The 16,851-nt window shown below is 71.7% G+C and carries 12 protein-coding genes; 5 read left to right on the forward strand and 7 right to left on the reverse strand.

The genetic code is table 11. The features are described 5' to 3' along the window. Positions 1 to 902 (reverse strand): GNAT family N-acetyltransferase (locus NBZ85_RS13495; protein ID WP_261562016.1); only part of this gene is annotated, 902 nt, incomplete at its 3' end. Further along, positions 899 to 2,179 (reverse strand): acetoin utilization protein AcuC, encoded by a 1,281-nt coding sequence (locus NBZ85_RS13500; RefSeq protein ID WP_261556499.1) that lies wholly within the window; start codon positions 2,177 to 2,179, stop codon positions 899 to 901. The genes NBZ85_RS13500 and NBZ85_RS13495, both read right to left, overlap by 4 nt. Positions 2,180 to 2,431: 252 nt before the next feature. Between NBZ85_RS13500 and NBZ85_RS13505 the strand changes: the two genes are divergently transcribed. After that, positions 2,432 to 4,447 carry an acetoacetate--CoA ligase gene (locus NBZ85_RS13505; RefSeq protein WP_261556498.1) on the forward strand — a complete coding sequence of 672 codons (2,016 nt, stop codon included), beginning with the start codon at positions 2,432 to 2,434 and terminating at the stop codon, positions 4,445 to 4,447. Positions 4,448 to 4,657: 210 nt separating this feature from the next. Here the strand turns inward: NBZ85_RS13505 and NBZ85_RS13510 are convergent, their stop codons facing one another. Further along, positions 4,658 to 5,926 (reverse strand): RNA polymerase sigma factor, encoded by a 1,269-nt coding sequence (locus NBZ85_RS13510; protein ID WP_261556496.1) that lies wholly within the window; start codon positions 5,924 to 5,926, stop codon positions 4,658 to 4,660. A gap of 635 nt (positions 5,927 to 6,561) precedes the next feature. On the opposite strand from NBZ85_RS13510, the gene NBZ85_RS13515 reads away from it, so the two are divergent. Continuing rightward, positions 6,562 to 7,899 carry an MGH1-like glycoside hydrolase domain-containing protein gene (locus NBZ85_RS13515; protein WP_372517719.1) on the forward strand — a complete coding sequence of 446 codons (1,338 nt, stop codon included), beginning with the start codon at positions 6,562 to 6,564 and terminating at the stop codon, positions 7,897 to 7,899. Positions 7,900 to 7,953: 54 nt separating this feature from the next. Here NBZ85_RS13515 and NBZ85_RS13520 read toward each other — a convergent pair whose 3' ends face one another. Further along, complete coding sequence (locus NBZ85_RS13520; protein WP_261556494.1) at positions 7,954 to 8,352, reverse strand: type II toxin-antitoxin system VapC family toxin; 399 nt, start codon at positions 8,350 to 8,352, stop codon at positions 7,954 to 7,956. Between the two features lie 140 nt (positions 8,353 to 8,492). Here NBZ85_RS13520 and NBZ85_RS13525 point away from each other — a divergent pair, with 140 nt between their 5' ends. Beyond that, complete coding sequence (locus NBZ85_RS13525) at positions 8,493 to 9,077, forward strand: RNA-guided endonuclease TnpB family protein (RefSeq protein WP_261562017.1); 585 nt, start codon at positions 8,493 to 8,495, stop codon at positions 9,075 to 9,077. After that, positions 8,984 to 9,289, forward strand: a complete 306-nt coding sequence (locus NBZ85_RS34045) for a zinc ribbon domain-containing protein (RefSeq protein WP_498041243.1) — start codon at positions 8,984 to 8,986, stop codon at positions 9,287 to 9,289. Before NBZ85_RS13525 ends, NBZ85_RS34045 begins: the two co-directional genes overlap by 94 nt. Before the next feature lie 185 nt (positions 9,290 to 9,474). On the opposite strand, the gene NBZ85_RS13530 is transcribed toward NBZ85_RS34045, so the two are convergent. Next, positions 9,475 to 12,438 carry a vitamin B12-dependent ribonucleotide reductase gene (locus NBZ85_RS13530; protein WP_261562018.1) on the reverse strand — a complete coding sequence of 988 codons (2,964 nt, stop codon included), beginning with the start codon at positions 12,436 to 12,438 and terminating at the stop codon, positions 9,475 to 9,477. Positions 12,439 to 12,818: 380 nt separating this feature from the next. Continuing rightward, positions 12,819 to 13,400 (reverse strand): transcriptional regulator NrdR, encoded by a 582-nt coding sequence (gene nrdR / locus NBZ85_RS13535; RefSeq protein WP_261556491.1) that lies wholly within the window; start codon positions 13,398 to 13,400, stop codon positions 12,819 to 12,821. Positions 13,401 to 14,314: 914 nt separating this feature from the next. Here nrdR and lexA point away from each other — a divergent pair. Next, on the forward strand, positions 14,315 to 15,076 hold the full coding sequence (gene lexA / locus NBZ85_RS13540; RefSeq protein WP_261556490.1) for a transcriptional repressor LexA: 762 nt from the start codon (positions 14,315 to 14,317) through the stop codon (positions 15,074 to 15,076). Between the two features lie 102 nt (positions 15,077 to 15,178). Here the strand turns inward: lexA and hflX are convergent, their stop codons facing one another. Continuing rightward, complete coding sequence (gene hflX / locus NBZ85_RS13545) at positions 15,179 to 16,639, reverse strand: GTPase HflX (RefSeq protein ID WP_261556489.1); 1,461 nt, start codon at positions 16,637 to 16,639, stop codon at positions 15,179 to 15,181. Between the last annotated feature and the right edge of the window lie 212 nt (positions 16,640 to 16,851).

The raw sequence follows: 16,851 nt of genomic DNA on the forward strand, positions 1-16,851 counted from the left end.
CCCCACACCCCGGCCCGCCCGCACGCGGCGACGACCCCGGGCACCTCGGCCGGCGGCACGCACACCACGGCCAGGTCGATCGGGCGGGGCACCTCCTCGATGCCGCCGTAGGCGCGGATCGAGGCGACCGCGGTACCGGCCGCCGCGGCAGCCGGGTTCACCGGGTACACGGGCCCGTCAAAACCGCCGGTGAGCAGGTGGCGCAGCACCGAGTTGCCCAGGGAGCCCGCGGCGCGGGCGGCGCCGATGACGGCGATCGACCGGGGATGCAGCAACCGACCGATGGAGGCCGCCTCCGCCCGATGTTCCCGGGCGCGCATCACCGTGACCGACTGCTCGGTAGGGGTGATCTCGAACGACAGCCGGACGGCGCCGGAGTCCCAGGCCCGCGCGACGGTGTAACCGGCGTCGAGGAAGACGCGGATCATCTGCCGGTTCTCGCCGAGCACGTCGGCGTCGAATCGACGGATACCGCGGTCCCAGGCCGCGGCGGCGAGGTGCTCCAGCAGCACCGAGCCGAGACCCCGGCCCTGCTGGGCGTCCTCCACCAGGAAGGCCACCTCCGCCTCGGTCGGCCGGGCCGCGGTGCCCTCCCAGTGCGCCACGGCGACGAGATCGTCACCGATCATGGCGACGATGGCACCGCGCAGCCGCTGGTCCACCACGGTCATCCGGTGGATGTCGGCGTCGCTCAGCGCCCGGCGGGCGGTGAAGAAGCGGAAGTAGATCGACTGGGGGGACAACCGGGTCCAGAACGCCCGCAGCAGCGGGCCGTCGGTCGGCAGGATCGGCCGGATGTGGGCCGTGCCGCCGTCGGTGAGGATGACGTCGGCCTCCCACTCCGCCGGGTACGCCAGCGGCGTGTCGTCCCCGCCCGGGGGCGGCAGCGGCGCGGCGCTCACCGGTCCACGGTCGGGTCGAGGCCGTGCAGGGGCAGCACCTCACGCCGGGTGGCGGCGACCGCGCGGTCCAGCGGGTCGTCGGGATCGCCCTCGCCGGCGTCCCAGGGCCGGTAACGCACGCTCACCCCGTCGCCGAGAGTTCGGGGCATCCCCGTCGTGTCCCCCACGGACTTCTGACCGGTGACAGCCCGCACCCGCTGCGGGGCTTCGGCGCGCCACTGCGGCGGCAACGCGGTGCCGGGTTCGAGCGAGTGATGGGCGGCAACCGCCAGCAGCTGCGTCCAGGCCCGCGGCACCACCGCGTCCAGCGCGTACCCGCCGCCGCCGCAGGCCAGCCAGCGGCCGTCGCACAGCTCGTGGGACAGCGCGTGCAGTGCCTCGTAGGAGGCCCGCTGCCCGTCGACCGACAGTTCCAGATCGGCCAGCGGATCGAGGGCGTGGGTGTCGCAGCCGTGCTGGGTCACCAGCACCTGCGGCCGGAACGAGCGCAGCAGCACCGGCACGACCCCGGAGAAGGCCCGCAGCCAGCCGGCGTCCCCGGTGAACGCGGGCAGCGCGACGTTCACGGCGCTGCCCGCGGCGCCGGGCGCACCGACCTCGTCGGGGAAGCCGGTGCCGGGGAACAGCGTCCGCCCGGTCTGGTGCAGCGAGATGGTGAGGACCCGCGGGTCGGCGTAGAACGCGTTCTGCACCCCGTCGCCGTGGTGCACGTCCACGTCGACGTAGGCGATCCGGGTCGCCCCGGCAGCGAGCAGCCAGGCGATCGCGATGGCGGGATCGTTGTAGATGCAGAAACCGCTGGCCATCCCCGGCATCGCGTGGTGCAGCCCGCCGGCGATCGACACGGCGTGGCGCGCCGGCCCCGCCCACACCGCCCGGGCGGCCTCGATCGTGCCGCCGGTGATCAGCGCCGCGGCCTCGTGCATCCGCTGGAAGATCGGGTTGTCGGCGGTGCCGAGGCCGAACAGGGCCGCCATCCGCGCCCGGGCAGGATCCGGCGCGGCGCGGACCGCGTTCACGTAGAGCGGATCGTGGATGAGCTCGATCAGCTCGTCGGAGGCCAGGGTCGGGGTGGTGATCCGCAGCCCGGGGGCGTCGAGGACACCCAGGCTCGCGGCGAGATCCATCGTCAGGCCCAGCCGGACCGGGTGCAGCGGATGCTGCGGCCCGAAGTCATAGCTGGCCATTGCGGGATCCCAGGCCAGGATGGTTGGTTCCGCGGCCGGTGCGGCCGCGCTCGAATCGGCCGCCGGCGGCCCGGTCCCATCCGGCGGCATGGTCCCATCCGGCGGCATGGTGCCACCGGACTGCTGCGTTCCGCCTGGCACCGTCACCCCTCGAAGGTAGCCCGAACAGGTCCGACGCTGATAGCGGTGGTGACAGTCTCGACAGGCCACCGGCGGACCGAGCTTCACCGTAGATCCACTCGAAATGCCCTAGGGTCAGTGCCCGTGGCAGCAGACGGAACGGCACCGCGGCGTCCGGCGCCGGTGGTCACGCAGAATCCCGCGGCCGCCGACGCGACCAGTATTCGTCCCGGTACGCCGCTGTGGGAGCCCTCCGCGCGGCGGATCGAGCAGGCGGCGGTGACGAATTACCGCAGCTGGCTCGCCACCGAACGCGGGCTGGAGCTCGGCGACGAGGCGGCTCTGTGGGCGTGGTCGGTCACCGAGCTTGGCCCCTTCTGGCAGTCGATCTGGGACTTCTGCGCCGTCGAGGGCGAGCGTGGCGACGGTCCCGCCCTCGCAGACAGCCCCGCCCTTGCCGGTACCAGAATGCCGGGCGCCGTGTGGTTCCCGGGCGCCCGGGTCAACTATGCCGAGAATGCGCTGACCCGCCGGGGCGGCGCGCCAGCGGTGATCGCCGTGCGGGAGGACGGCGCGACCGTGGTGGTCTCCTGGGACGAGCTGCGCCGCCAGGTCGCTCGGGCCGCAGCCGGCCTGCGCGCCCTCGGTGTCACCGAGGGCGACCGGATCTGCGGGGTGCTGCCGAACACCGTCTACGCCACGGTGGCGATGCTGGCGACCGCCAGCCTCGGCGCAGTGTGGTCGTCGTGCTCTCCCGAGCTCGGCGCCACGGCCCTGGTCGCCCGCTTTGCCCAGATCACCCCGAAGGTCATTATCGGCGTCGATGGCTACACCTACGGCGGCAAGGGCTACGACACCGTCGCCGCGCTCGCCGCACTCGCCGCCGGCCTGCCCGGACTCGCCGCGACCGTCATCGTGCCCTACCTGGCACCGGACGCGTTCGCCCGCGCTCGCGGCGCCGGGCTGCCGGGCCTGCTCACCTGGGACGAGCTGATGGCCGCGGAGGACGCCGAGCTCGAGTTCAACCGGGTCGCCTTCGACGCGCCGTTGTGGATCGTCCATTCTTCCGGCACGACGGGGCCGCCGAAGGCGATCATGCAGGGGCACGGCGGCATCCTGCTGGAACATCTCAAGGCGCTGGCGCTGCACCTCGACCTCGGCCCCGACGACCGGTTCTGCTGGTTCACCACGACCGGCTGGATGATGTGGAACTATCTCGTCTCCGGCCTGCTGGTCGGCGCGACGATCGTGCTCTACGACGGCGCCGCCGGCTACCCGACGCTCGGCACCCTGTTCGGCCTGGCGGAGGCGCTGGAGCTGACCTTCCTCGGCACGTCCGCGGCCTACCTGCAGTCCTGCCAGGACGCGGGCCTGGTGCCCCGCGAACATGCCGATCTGTCCCTGTTGCGCACCATCGGGTCAACCGGGTCGCCGCTGTCCGCCACCGCCGGTGCCTGGGTGTACGACGCGGTCAGCCCGCAGGTGATGCTGTCGTCGATCAGCGGTGGCACCGACGTCTGCACGGCGCTGGTGGCCGGGCTGCCGACCATGCCCGTGCGCGCCGGGGAGATCGGCTCACGGGCCCTGGGCTGCGCCGTGGCCGCCTTCGACGCCGACGGCAAGGAGCTCGTCGACGAGGTCGGCGAGCTCGTCGTGACCGCCCCGATGCCCTCGATGCCGCTGGGCCTGTGGGGTGACCAGGACGGCAGCCGGCTGTACGACAGCTACTACGCGACCTTTCCAGGGGTCTGGCGGCACGGCGACTGGGTGCGGATCATCTCCGACGGTGCCGTCGTCGTCGAGGGACGTTCGGACGCCACCCTCAACCGCGGCGGGATCAGGATCGGCACCGGCGAGCTCTACAGCGTCGTCGAGCAGCTTGCCGAGGTCGTCGACAGCCTCGCCGTGGACACCTCCGACGCCCCCGGCGGCGGGGAGCTGCTGCTGTTCGTGGCTCTCGCCGAGCCGGGCCTCACCCCGGAGCTCGCCCAGCGGATCCGGCACACGGTGCGCACCGAGCTCAGCCCGCGGCACGTGCCGGACCGGATCCTCGAGATTCCCGCCGTGCCGCGGACCCACAACGGCAAGAAGCTGGAAGTTCCAGTCAAACGGCTGCTCGCCGGAGCGGCGCTGGCCGACGCCGTGAGCCTCGACGCGGTCGCCAACCCGCAGGCCCTGTTCACCCTGGTGGCCACCGCCGAGCAGGCTCGCGCGGCCACCGCCGCACCGAACGCCTGACCAGCCGCGGCTGGGGCTGGGGCTGGATCGGCCGCGGCACGACAGCAAAGCCGGATCTTCGCTGGGTGCAGCGAAGATCCGGCTTCCATCGAACCCACGACCACGCCGTCACCGGCGTGTCGTGCCCCCCGTGGGGGATGCCACCCGTGGGGGATGCCACCCGTGACGCGGTGCGCGCCCGCCGTGCCGGCGGCGTCCGGCCGCAAGCGGTCAGTCGAGAAACTCCCGCAGCCGACCAGCGACGGCGGGCTTGCGCAGCTCACGCAGGGTGTCCCGTTCGATCTGCCGGATCCGCTCGCGGGTGAGGCCGAGCCGGTTACCCACCTCGGCGAGGGTGTGCTGCTTGCCGTCGGCGAGGCCGAAGCGCAGCCGCATCACTTCCCGCTCCCGCGGGTTGAGGCCACCGAGCACGTTCTCGATCTCGTCCTGCATCGCGCCGTACGAGGCGGCGTCCGCCGGGGAGGTCGCGTCCGAGTCCTCGATGAAGTCGCCGAGCACGGAGTCGCCGTCGTCGCCGACGGAGGTCTCCAGGCTCACCGTGTCCTGCGCGTAACGGCGCAGCTCGACGACCTGCTCGATCGGCATGTCCAGCTCGAGGGCGAGCTCCTCGTCGGTCGGCTCGCGACCGAGGGTGGAGACGAGCTGGCGCTGCAGCCGCGTGATCTTGTTGATCTGCTCGACCACGTGGACCGGGATCCGGATGGTCCGGGCCTGGTCGGCCAGCGCTCGACCGATAGCCTGGCGGATCCACCAGGTCGCGTAGGTCGAGAACTTGTAGCCCTTGGCGTAGTCGAACTTCTCCACCGCGCGGATGAGCCCGAGGTTGCCCTCCTGGACCAGGTCCAGCAGGGTCATCCCGCGGCCGCTGTACTTCTTCGCGACGGAGACGACCAGGCGCAGGTTCGCCGAGACGAGCTGCTGCTTGGCGGCATGGCCGTCCTTGACAAGCAGACCCAGGTCGCGGCGGAGGTCGGCAGGCAGGTCGGGGTCGGACTCCAGCTTGTGTTCGGCGAAGAGTCCGGCCTCGACCCGCTTGGAGAGCTCGACCTCCTGGGCGGCGTTGAGGAGCGGCACCTTCCCGATCTCGCGCAGGTACATACGCACGAGGTCGGCGGTGCCGGCGTGTTCGGCGGTGGAGCGGGTGGCGGCGGTGACCTCGTCGGTCGTCTCCTCCTCTTCGAGGAGCTCGACGCCGGCGGCGCTCAGCTTCGCGATCAGCGCGGGCAACAGCTCGAGGCCGATGTCCGCGGACTCGAGCGCGTCACGCAGCTCGGACCGGCTGATCTCGCCGGACTCGCGACCGCGTGCGATGACCTCGGCGACAGCACTCACATCGAGTTCGTCGCCGTCATCGGGCACGGCGGCCAGTGAACGGCTGGTGGCGGTACGGGCAGAGGCAGCGGACCGGCGAGTACGCCGCGGGCTACGCGGGCGGTTCTCGTCGGTGCGCTCGGCAAGTTCCAGGGCAGGCAGCGTCATCAGTGGCAAATCCGATGGTCGGTGCGGGTGGGACGTCTGTTTCCGTGCACGTGGGAGGTAACGAACGGAGTCGCGGAACCATTCCCCGTGCAGGCGCACCCGGACATCAGCGATCGCCGGGCCTACCGGCAGTGTAGACCCACACCCTCGAGACGCTGAACTCGCTGTCGCGAAGACTACCTGGCAGATCCCTCGGTGTGGCGCGTTCCGCGAACTATCTTGACCTTCTCGCGTGGCGAGACCCCCGCCGATGGCCCGAATCCTCAACGATGGGTATCCGAGTGCTCACCGATCGTGAGAATTTTGGGGCCCTGCCATCCACACCACATTTTCCTTCGAGTACCGCCATCGGGCGACGCCGGTCATCCGACACGCCCGAGACCCCTCCACGGCACCGGCGCGACGCCTCGACCGACCCCGGATTGGGACGGATCGGCATACACGCTCCGCCCACCCGGGCAGCACCCAACCGGACAGACTCACAGCGCCAACCATGGCGTGTCCGCCCGCGCCCGCGGCCGCCGGTCACGTGACGCATCGGGTCGGCCGCGGGGCGCCAACAACGTTTTCGTTAGGCAGCCCACACCAAGGGCGCCCTCCCCATGTGCACAGCGGGTGACGGCTACTCTCGCACGATGTCCGTCCCCAGCCTCCCGACAGAGCTGGCGGCGTTGCGCGAGACCGCGGTCTCCGTGCTGCGCGGCAACGACCTCGGCGACATCACCCGGCCGTCGCCGACGCTGTATCCACACCAGTGGCTGTGGGACTCCTGCTTCATCGCGATCGGGCTGCGCCACCTCGACCCCCAGCGCGCCGCCACCGAGATCCTCTCCCTGCTGGGCGGGCAGTGGCCGAACGGCATGATCCCGCACGTGATCTTCGCGGAGACCACCGACTTCTACCATGCGGGTCCGCAGCGCTGGCGCTGCGACCGGGTGACGACCACCGCCGGCGGTGCGCAGAGCACCGGCGTCACCCAGCCGCCGATGATCGCCGAGGCCGCGGTCCGGGTCGGCGCCATGATGTCCAACTCCGAACGCGGGGAGTTCTACCGCCAGCTGTTCCCCGGGCTGTTGCGCTTTCACCAGTGGCTCTACGACGAGCGCGACCCCGACGACGACGGCCTGGTGTCCCTGGTGCACTCCTGGGAGTCCGGGATGGACAACACCCCGACGTGGATGGAGATCACCAGACCGGTGGCGCCGCTGGGGGTGCGGGCGCTGCGGCGCATCAACGGCGACGACGCCCTGGACTCCCTGCGCCGCGATTCCAAGGAGGTCCCCTCGGACGAGCGGCTCACCTCCGGCGACCTGTTCACGCTGTACCGGATCGTGCGCGAGCTGCGCCGGGCGCACTACAACTTCCGGGAGATTCGGCGGACCATCGTCCCCCTCGTGCAGGACGTAGCGTTCAACGCGATCCTGGTCCGCGCCAACGAGCACCTGAGCACCATCGCCGCCGAGATCGGCGAGGACATCCCGGCCAGGCTGCGCCGGTCGGCACGCCGTTCCCGGGAGGCGATGGGAGAGCTCGTCGTCGACGGCGTCTACTACAGCCGCGATTTTCGGACCCGGACCCTGCTGCGCCACGAGACGATCGCCGGCCTGTTGCCGCTCTACGCCGGTGTGGTACCCGAGGACCGCGTCGACGAGATGGTGAAGACGATCACCTCGCCGCGCTACTGGTCGCGCTTCGGCATCGCGAGCGTGCCCCTGGACGACCCGAACTTCCTTCCCCGCTGCTACTGGCAGGGCCCGCTCTGGATCAACATGAACTGGCTGATCGCCGACGGCCTGGAGCGCTACGGCCGGCTCGACGCCGCCGAGAACCTGCGCCGCAACACGGTCGACGTGATCGCCTCCTCCGGGGCGATGTTCGAGTACTACTCGCCGGTCGACGGTTCCGGCGCCGGCAGCAACCGCTTCTCCTGGACGGCGGCGCTGCTCATCGACCTGTTCGACACCGAACGCTGACCGGCACCAACCGCTGAGCGCGGCGCCGCCCGCGCGCCGGGCGACCGCGCCGCCTCAGACGTGCACGACGACGACCCGGCTGTCCTTGGGACGGTCGGGTTCGTCGACGAGCCGGTGCAGGTCGTCGACGTCGCTGGTGAGCAGGACGGCGGGCCGGTCCGCCCGCAGCGCCGTCACGGCCACCACCGCATCGATGGCGCACCGGTGCCCGGACAGCCCGGTCGCGCCGAGCAGCTCGCCGGCCAATCGAGCCAGCTCCGGCGTCACCGGGACAATCCCGATCCTGGCCAGTACTCGGTGCACCGCCGCATCCCGCGGGCCGCCGCGCAACACCTCGGTCAGCGTGATCGAGCTGGCGACGACCCGCGCGCCCCGGCCGTGGGCGATCTGGAGGTACGCGCGGGCCCGCGCGTCGCCGGCGGCAAGTGTGGCAAGGCCGTCGCCGTCGAGCACGAGGGTCCCGCCGGCGGCTACCGAAATGCGGGCCAGTGCTCCGGCCTTCAGGCCGGGGGTGAAGGCCCGCGCGGGAGGGCCTCCAGGCCCGAGCGTGCTCTAAACCGGACGGGTCTGCTCCTCCGATCGGCGACGTGGACGTGACGTGGTCTCGGCGTCTGCCCTCGACACCGTCCACGGTGGCGGTGGTCCGGGACAGCGCGGGCCGGTACTTCGCGAGCTTCGTCATCGAGACCGGGCCGCAGGAGACCCTTGCGGGCTCGCCCACCGAGATCGGCGTCGACCTTGGGCTGACGCACTTCGCGGTCCTCTCGGATGACACGAAGATCGACTCGCCTCGGTTCCTCCGCCGGGCCGAGAAGCGGCTGAAGAAGGCTCAGCGGGACCTGTCCCGCACGAAGAAGGGCTCAGCGAACCGGGCCAAGGCCAGGCTGACAATCGCCCGTGCGCATGCGCGGGTGGCCGACGCGCGGCGCGAGTTCCACCACCAGCTCTCCACCAGGCTGATCCGCGAGAACCAAGCGGTCGCCGTGGAGGACCTGGCGGTCAGGGGGTTCGCCCGGACCCGGCTCGCCAAATCGGTGCACGACGCCGGCTGGTCCGCGTTCGTCGCGATGCTGGAGTACTCGCGATGCTGGAGTACAAGGCTGCCCGGTACGGCCGAGGGTTCGTCCGGATCGGCCGGTTCGAGCCCACGTCGCAGGTGTGTTCGACCTGCGGGGTGAAGGACGGCCCGAAGCCGCTGGACGTCCGGGAGTGGACCTGCGGTGCCTGCGGATCGACGCACGACCGGGATGTGAACGCGGCGGTCAACGTCGCGCTGGCCGCCGGACTGGCGGTGTCAGCCCGTGGAGCGCAGGTAAGACCGGCACCCGTGCCGGCACCGCGCGACGAAGCGGGAACCCACCCGAAGCCCACGCCCACAGCAGCGGCGTAGCAGGCGGGAACCTCCGCCCTTCAGGACGGAGAGGATGTCAATCTGCGTCCGGCCACGCCGCGCCCGCCTCGGCCAGTGCCACCGCCGGCACGGAGCCGTGCTCGATCTCCAACTGCTCGGCCGGTGGCCCGGCCGGCAGGTGATGCCTGCCGGCCGGGCCACCGCATGCGGACCCGCGGGCTTGCTCAGCTGCAGCCGCTGGTCGAACCGCACTGCTCGCAGACGTAGCAGCTTCCGGCCGGGCGCATCGTCACCCCGCAGGCGAAGCAGAGCGGGGCGTCGACGACCGTCTGGGCGACCAGCGACTCGCCGGGCGTCGCCAGTCGCAGCTCCCGGGCCACGTGGGCGGGCCCGTGCCCGACAGCGACGCCGTTGCTGCCCGCCGCCGGCCTCGGCCCTGTGCCGTTCGAGACCGGGCCTGCGGTGGCCGCGCCGGGCAGTGCCACCGGCGCGGCGGGCGGGGCGTCGACGGAGGCGATCGTCTCCGCGTCGGCGGGGGCGGCCGCGTCGGCCGGCTGGCCGTAGTGGTCGGCGACCGCGCGGGCGCGCTCGGCCACGGTGGAGATGCCGAGCTCGGCGCGGCGGTCGGCGTCGAGGTAGTCCAGGGCCAGCCGGCGGAACAGATAGTCCATGATCGACTGGGCGATCCGGACGTCCGGGTCGTCGGTCATCCCGGCCGGCTCGAAACGCATGTTGATGAACTTGCTGACGTACGCCTCCAGCGGCACGCCGTACTGCAGGCCGATCGAGATCGCGATGGCGAAGGCGTCCATCACCCCGGCCAGGGTGGAGCCCTGCTTCGACATCTTGATGAAGACCTCGCCGAGGCCGTCGTCCGGGTAGGAGCCGGCGGTCAGGTAGCCCTCGGCACCGCCGACGGCGAACGAGACCGTCTGCGACGGGCGGGTCTTCGGCAGCCGCCGGCGCACCGGCCGGTACTCCACCTCGGCCGGCACGGCGGCCGCGGCGGGCACGGCGGCCGCGGGTGCAGCCAGGGCCGCGGCGGTGGCGGCGCTCGCCGCGGCGTCCCGCTTCGCCCCGCGGACGTCGGACAGCGGCTGGCCGACCTTGCAGTTGTCCCGGTAGATGGCCAGCGCCTTCAGGCCGAGCCGCCAGCCCTCCAGGTAGATCTCCTCGACTTCCTCGACGGTCGCGGTCGACGGCATGTTCACCGTCTTGGAGATCGCGCCGGACAGGAACGACTGCACCGCGGCCATCATCCGCACGTGCCCCATCGGGGAGATCGCCCGCTCTCCGATCGCGCAGTCGAACACGTCGTAGTGCTCGGGGCGCAGGCCGGGGGCGTCGACGACGTGGCCGTGCTCGGCGATGTACTCGACGATCGCCTCGAGGGTCTCCTCCGGGTAGCCGAGCGCCCGCAGCGCCGCCGGGACCGTCTGGTTGACGATCCGCATGCTGGCGCCGCCGACCAGCTTCTTCATCTTCACCAGGGCGAGGTCCGGCTCGATGCCGGTGGTGTCGCAGTCCATCGCCAGGCCGATCGTGCCGGTCGGGGCGAGCAGGCTGACCTGGGCGTTGCGCCAGCCGTGCTTGTCGCCGACGGTCTGCGCCCGCGACCATTCCTTCGACGCCACGGCGAGCACCCGGGCATCCTCGGGGTGCACCGAGCGCACCATGTCGTTCGCGGCGGAGTGCTTGCGCACCACGCGGCGGTGCGCGTCGGCGTTGCGGGCGAAGCCGTCGTAGGCGCCGACGATCCCGGCGAGCTCCGCCGAACGCCGGTAGGCGGTGGCGGTCATCAGCGAGGTGATCGACGCGGCGAGCGCGCGGCCGCCCTCGGAATCGTAGGCGCGGGCGCTGGCCATCAGCAGCGCACCGAGGTTGGCGTACCCGATGCCGAGCTGGCGGTAGGCCCGGGTGACCGCGGTGATCTCCGGCGTCGGGAAGTCGGCGAAGCAGATCGAGATGTCCATCGCCGTGATGATCAGCTCGACGGCGGCGACGAACGCCTCGGCGTCGAAGGTCCGGTCCGGGCGCAGGAACTTCAGCAGGTTCAGCGACGCCAGGTTGCAGCTGGAGTTGTCCAGGTGCACGTACTCGCTGCACGGGTTGGACGCACTGATCCGGCCGCTCTCGGGGCAGGTGTGCCAGTCGTTGATCGTGCCGTCGTACTGGATGCCGGGGTCGGCGCAGGCCCAGGCCGCCTCGGCGATCGTGCGGAACAGCCCCTTGGCGTCGATCGTCTCGATGGTCCGGCCGTCGAGGCGGGCCCGCAGGTCGAAGCTGGCGTCGTCGACGACGGCCCGCATGAACTCGTCGGTGACCCGGACCGAGTTGTTGGCGTTCTGGTACTGCACGGAGGCGATGTCGCGGCCGCCGAGGTCCATGTCGAACCCGGCGTCGCGCAACGCCCGGATCTTGTTCTCCTCGCGGGCTTTCGTCTCGACGAACTCGACGATGTCCGGGTGGTCGACGTCGAGGACGACCATCTTCGCGGCCCGCCGGGTCGCCCCGCCCGACTTGATCGTGCCCGCCGACGCGTCGGCGCCGCGCATGAAGCTCACCGGGCCGGACGCGGTGCCGCCGGAGGACAGCAGCTCCTTCGACGAGCGGATGCGGGACAGGTTCAGCCCGGCCCCCGAGCCGCCCTTGAAGATCAGCCCTTCCTCGCGATACCAGTTGAGAATGGACTCCATAGTGTCATCAACTGAAAGAATGAAGCACGCTGAGACTTGCTGAGGCGCCGTGGTCCCGACGTTGAACCACACCGGGGAGTTGAAGCTGAACACCTGGTGGAGCAGCATCCAGGTCAGCTCGTGCTCGAAGGTCTCGGCGTCGGTGTCGGTGGCGAAGTAGCCGTGCTCGCGGCCGCCGGCGGTGTAGGCGTGCACCACCCGGTCGATGAGCTGGCGCAGGGAGGACTCGCGGGTCGGCGCGCCCAGCGCCCCGCGGAAATACTTGCTCGTCACGATGTTCGACGCGTTGACCGACCAGAACTCGGGGAACTCCACCCCACGCTGCTCGAAGTTGACCGAGCCGTCCCGCCAGTTGGTCATGACGACGTCCCGGGTCTCCCAGGTGACCTCGTCGTACGGGTGCACGCCGGCGGTGGTGCGCGAGCGCCGGATCTTCAATCCGCCCGCCCTGGTCGCGGACCTGCCCGCCTTCGTGCCTCGACTTTCGGTCATGACGCTCCTCGTCCTGTCTTCTCGTCGGCGCGCGCTGGCGCACTGGTGGTGGCATCCCCGCCCGGGCCCGGTCCGCTGCACGCGTGGACGGTGGGCCGCGGGCGAATCGGCGTGCCGGCCGGCACGTGACCCGGGTGGTCGACCGGGTCACGCAGGGAACGGCACGCATGAGGAACACACCGAACCCGGCGGTCCGGGCCGCCTCCCGGCGCCGTCCCACCCCGCTTTGGCCGGGCAGGGGGACGGGCAGGGCGCGCGAAACCGGGTCGTGCGGGATCGGACGCCCACGACGGCCGGGTCAGGTCATCCCGGGCCGGCGGGGCGGCGGAGCTGTTACCGGGTCGGGCGGGATGTGGCCTCGGCGGTCCCGCGGCGATCCGTCAGGTTCGGGTGGCCGGCGATGCGCCGCGCACAGCGCGGGCCGGGCCGGCCTCGCACTCCCCCGCGGCCGGCTCGGCCTGACCGAGCCCGCCCTCGACGATGTTCAACTGGTTCCCGCCACCGCGACGGGCGCCGGAGGTCTCGGCCCGCAGCGCCCCGATCGCGCTCTCGAAGTCGCCGAGCGACTCGAAGGCCAGGTACACCGAGGCGAAGCGGAGGTACGCCACCTCGTCGAGCTCGCGGAGGGGGCCGAGGATCGCCCGACCGATCGCCTCCGCGGGGACCTCTGCCGAACCTGAGGAACGCACGGCGTCCTCCACTCGCTGCGCGAGCAGCGCGAGATCGTCACCGCGCACCGGCCGGCCCTGACAGGCCTTGCGTACCCCGGCGATCACCTTCGCGCGGCTGAACGACTCCGCCACGCCGCTGCGCTTGAGTACCCGTAGCGACGCCTCCTCCATGGTGGTGAACCGGCGACCGCACGACAGGCAGGATCGCCGACGCCGGATCGCCGAGCCTTCCTCAGCCTCGCGGCTGTCGACGACACGGCTGTCCGGATGCCGGCAGAACGGGCATCGCATGCGATACGCCTCCTTCGTCCGGTCCGACGCGGACCGCCCGGCGCGACGGGATGACGGGCCGTGTGCCGGCCCGCCCGCCGCCCGCCGGGCGCCCGCCATGGACGGGCCACCCGCACTCCTGTGGAAAGCTTGCGCATCAAGCTGTGGATGACTTACACCCTCGTAAGCACCAGATGTTGTGTCCAACCTAGCGCACGACCCCATCGATGGGGACACCGACCCCCCGCGTGTCACACAGGGACATCAGTCCGCGAACTACATGACAACCTTGCGCAAGGACGCCTGACCCGCCCACCGCCGCCGGAAACCGGGCCGTCACCGCGGCGAGCCACCGACCGCCGATCGGGACCGGGCGGTGGCGGACCGGACGGACCGGCCCGCGGTGGTTCAACCCGGCAGACGTGGACGCGGGGGACGTGGACGCGGGGGACGTGGGCCGGGCTGGCCGGCGGACTTCCCGGCCGCGATGCCGGCCACCGGCCGAGCCACCCGCATCCCCGCCGGGCCGCCCACCGACCGGTTCCGGGCCCGGCGTGCCGCCCCCGCTCCCGGGCAGCTGCCAGATCGACCACCTGCGTCGTGTGCGCGCTGTGCACCGAATCCTCCCAAGACGCTCGGACCGCGTCGCCGACGCCGCAAACTCCCGTCCGATCGAACTCCTGATCGATTGTCGCACCGGAGTCCTGCCGAGGGAAGGGACACGCTCGAACAGACGTTTGAGATTCCGCGACGGGGCGGTTACCGTCGAGACGATCAGATTTGCACCGGGCGGTTTCCCCGGTCGCGGACAGCCGGATGCCGTGGGGGGCGCCGGTCTCGCCGGGCGAGGCCGACAACCGTGCGGCCACCCGGCCCGCGGCGACCGAGCGGCAACCGAGCGGCGACGGAGTACGCGACGAGGAGAGCGGTAGGCGATGACCAGCCAAGGCAGGGGTACACGCCGGGGCGGGGCCCGCGGCAACGTGCGGTCCTTCCCCGAGAACCCCGCGGACAAAGCCGGACTGACCCCCCGGCAGCGCAAGGTGCTCGAGGTCATCCGGGCCGAGGTGGAACGGCGCGGGTACCCGCCCAGTGTGCGGGAGATCGGTGAGGCCGTGGGGCTGACCAGCACGAGCAGCGTGGCGCATCAGCTCAAGGTGCTGGAGGAGAAGGGCTACCTGCGCCGGGACCCGAACCGTCCGCGGGCCATGGAGATACTCAGCCCCGATCGGCCGCGGCGCAAGGCCGACTCCGGCGCGGCGGTGGTTTCCGCGTTCCCGGGCACCGGGACCGCCCCGGCCACCGGGGCGAGTGGCGAGACGTCCACGGCCTACGTGCCGGTCCTCGGGCGGATCGCAGCCGGCGGTCCGATTCTGGCCGAGCAGGCGATCGAGGACGTCTTCCCGCTGCCGAAGGAGATCGTCGGCGAGGGCACCCTGTTCATGCTCCGGGTCGTCGGCGAATCGATGATCAACGCGGCGATCTGCGACGGAGACTGGGTGGTGGTCCGCCAGCAGCCGGTCGCGGACAACGGCGAGATCGTCGCCGCGATGATCGACGGCGAGGCGACCGTCAAGCGGCTACGCGTCCGCGACGGCCAGGTCTGGCTGCACCCGGAGAACCCGACGTTCAACGACATCCCGGGTGAGGAGGCGACGATCCTCGGGCGGATCGTCGCCGTGCTGCGCCGAGTCTGACCGTGGACGGCCGGCCGCGCGAGGCGGCCGGCCGGTTCGGCTGCGGTGGAACGGGCGGCATGCCGCCGATCGGGCTGCCCCGGGGCGACCCGCAGCGGCGGTTCAGGGCTGAAACGTGTGCAGCTCCGCGGCGAGCGACGGGGACACCCTCGCGAGCAGCAGGGTGCCGTCCGCGGTGTGTTCCAGCTCGAGCAGCTCGCCATGGGCGTGCACCCGGGAGACGAGATCGCCCCGCGTGTAGGGGACGAGGGCCTTCATCTCCACGTCGGGGTGGGGAACCCGGGCGCTCAGGGCGTCGACGAGCGCGGTCAGCCCCTCCCCCGTGCGTGCCGAGACGAAGACCGCGTCGGGCGCGAGCTGGCGCAGACCGGCGAGGACAGTCGGCTCGGTCGCGTCGACCTTGTTCACGACGATCAGCTCGGTCACGTCGCCCGCGTCGATGTCGTTGAGCACCTCGCGCACGGCCGAGATCTGGCCGGCCGGGTCGGGAGCGGAGCCGTCGACGACGTGCAGGATGAGGTCCGCGTCGGCGACCTCCTCCAGGGTCGAGCGGAACGCCTCGACGATCTGGTGCGGGAGGTGCCGGACGAAACCGACGGTGTCGGTGAGGGTGAACGCCCGGCCGTCCGGGAGTGTCGCGCGCCGCACGGTGGGGTCCAGCGTGGCGAACAGCGCGTCCTCGACGAGGACGCCGGCGCCGGTCAGGCGGTTGAGCAGTGAGGACTTGCCGGCGTTGGTGTAGCCGGCGATCGCCACCGCGGGCACCTCGCCGCGCCGGCGGGCCGAGCGCTTCGTCTCCCGCACGGTCGCCATCCCGGCGAGCTCCCGGCGTAGGCGCGCCATCCGGGCCCGCAGCCGCCGACGATCCGTCTCGATCTTCGTCTCGCCGGGTCCACGGGTACCGATGGGCGTGCGCCCACCGCCGCTGGCCGCGGCACGTGACATCGACTCACCCCAGCCGCGCAGGCGGGGCAGCATGTACTGGAGCTGGGCGAGCTCGACCTGCGCCTTGCCCTCCCGAGACGTCGCGTGTTGGGCGAAGATGTCCAGAATGAGCGCGGTCCGGTCGATGACCTTGACCTTGACGACCTCCTCCAACTGGCGGAGCTGGCCCGGGGTCAGCTCACCGTCGCAGATGACCGTGTCCGCACCGGTCGCGGTGACAACGTCGGCGAGCTCGCGCGCCTTGCCGGAGCCGACGAAGGTCGCGGCGTCCGGCCGGTCGCGGCGCTGCACGAGCGCGTCGAGCACGACCGAACCCGCGGTGGTGGCGAGGGCGGCGAGCTCGGTCATGGAGGCCTCGGCCGACCGCAGCGAACCCGAGGTCCACACGCCGATGAGGACGACCTGTTCCAGTCTCAGCTGGCGGTACTCGACCTCGGTGACGTCGTCGAGCTCGGTGGCCAGACCGGGCACGCGGCGCAGTGCCGCACGCTCCTCCAGGTCGAAGCCGTCCCCCGAATCATCGTAAAAACCCGAGAGATACGCCGAATCGGAATCGGCGTGTTCGATGAGGGATCTGTCAAAAGTGGACGCCGTCAGGGCGTCGGCAGGAAGAGTCATACCATCCGTTCTCAACGCGCACTCGCTGTCGCGAATTCCACGCCGCTTCGTCCGGCCAGGTCACGCGCACGTTCCGGCGACCTGATGAGGTCCGGGGGAATGGCGGGCGGGCCGCCGTTCCCCTTGCGGAATCATCCCGTCTCCCACCAGGGTCCCACGCCGCCCCGACGATCGCGAACGGTTTAGCCGGCTCGACGCGGTGACCTTCGCAC

Source organism: Frankia tisae, from assembly GCF_025403405.1.
Taxonomy (GTDB): domain Bacteria; phylum Actinomycetota; class Actinomycetes; order Frankiales; family Frankiaceae; genus Frankia; species Frankia tisai.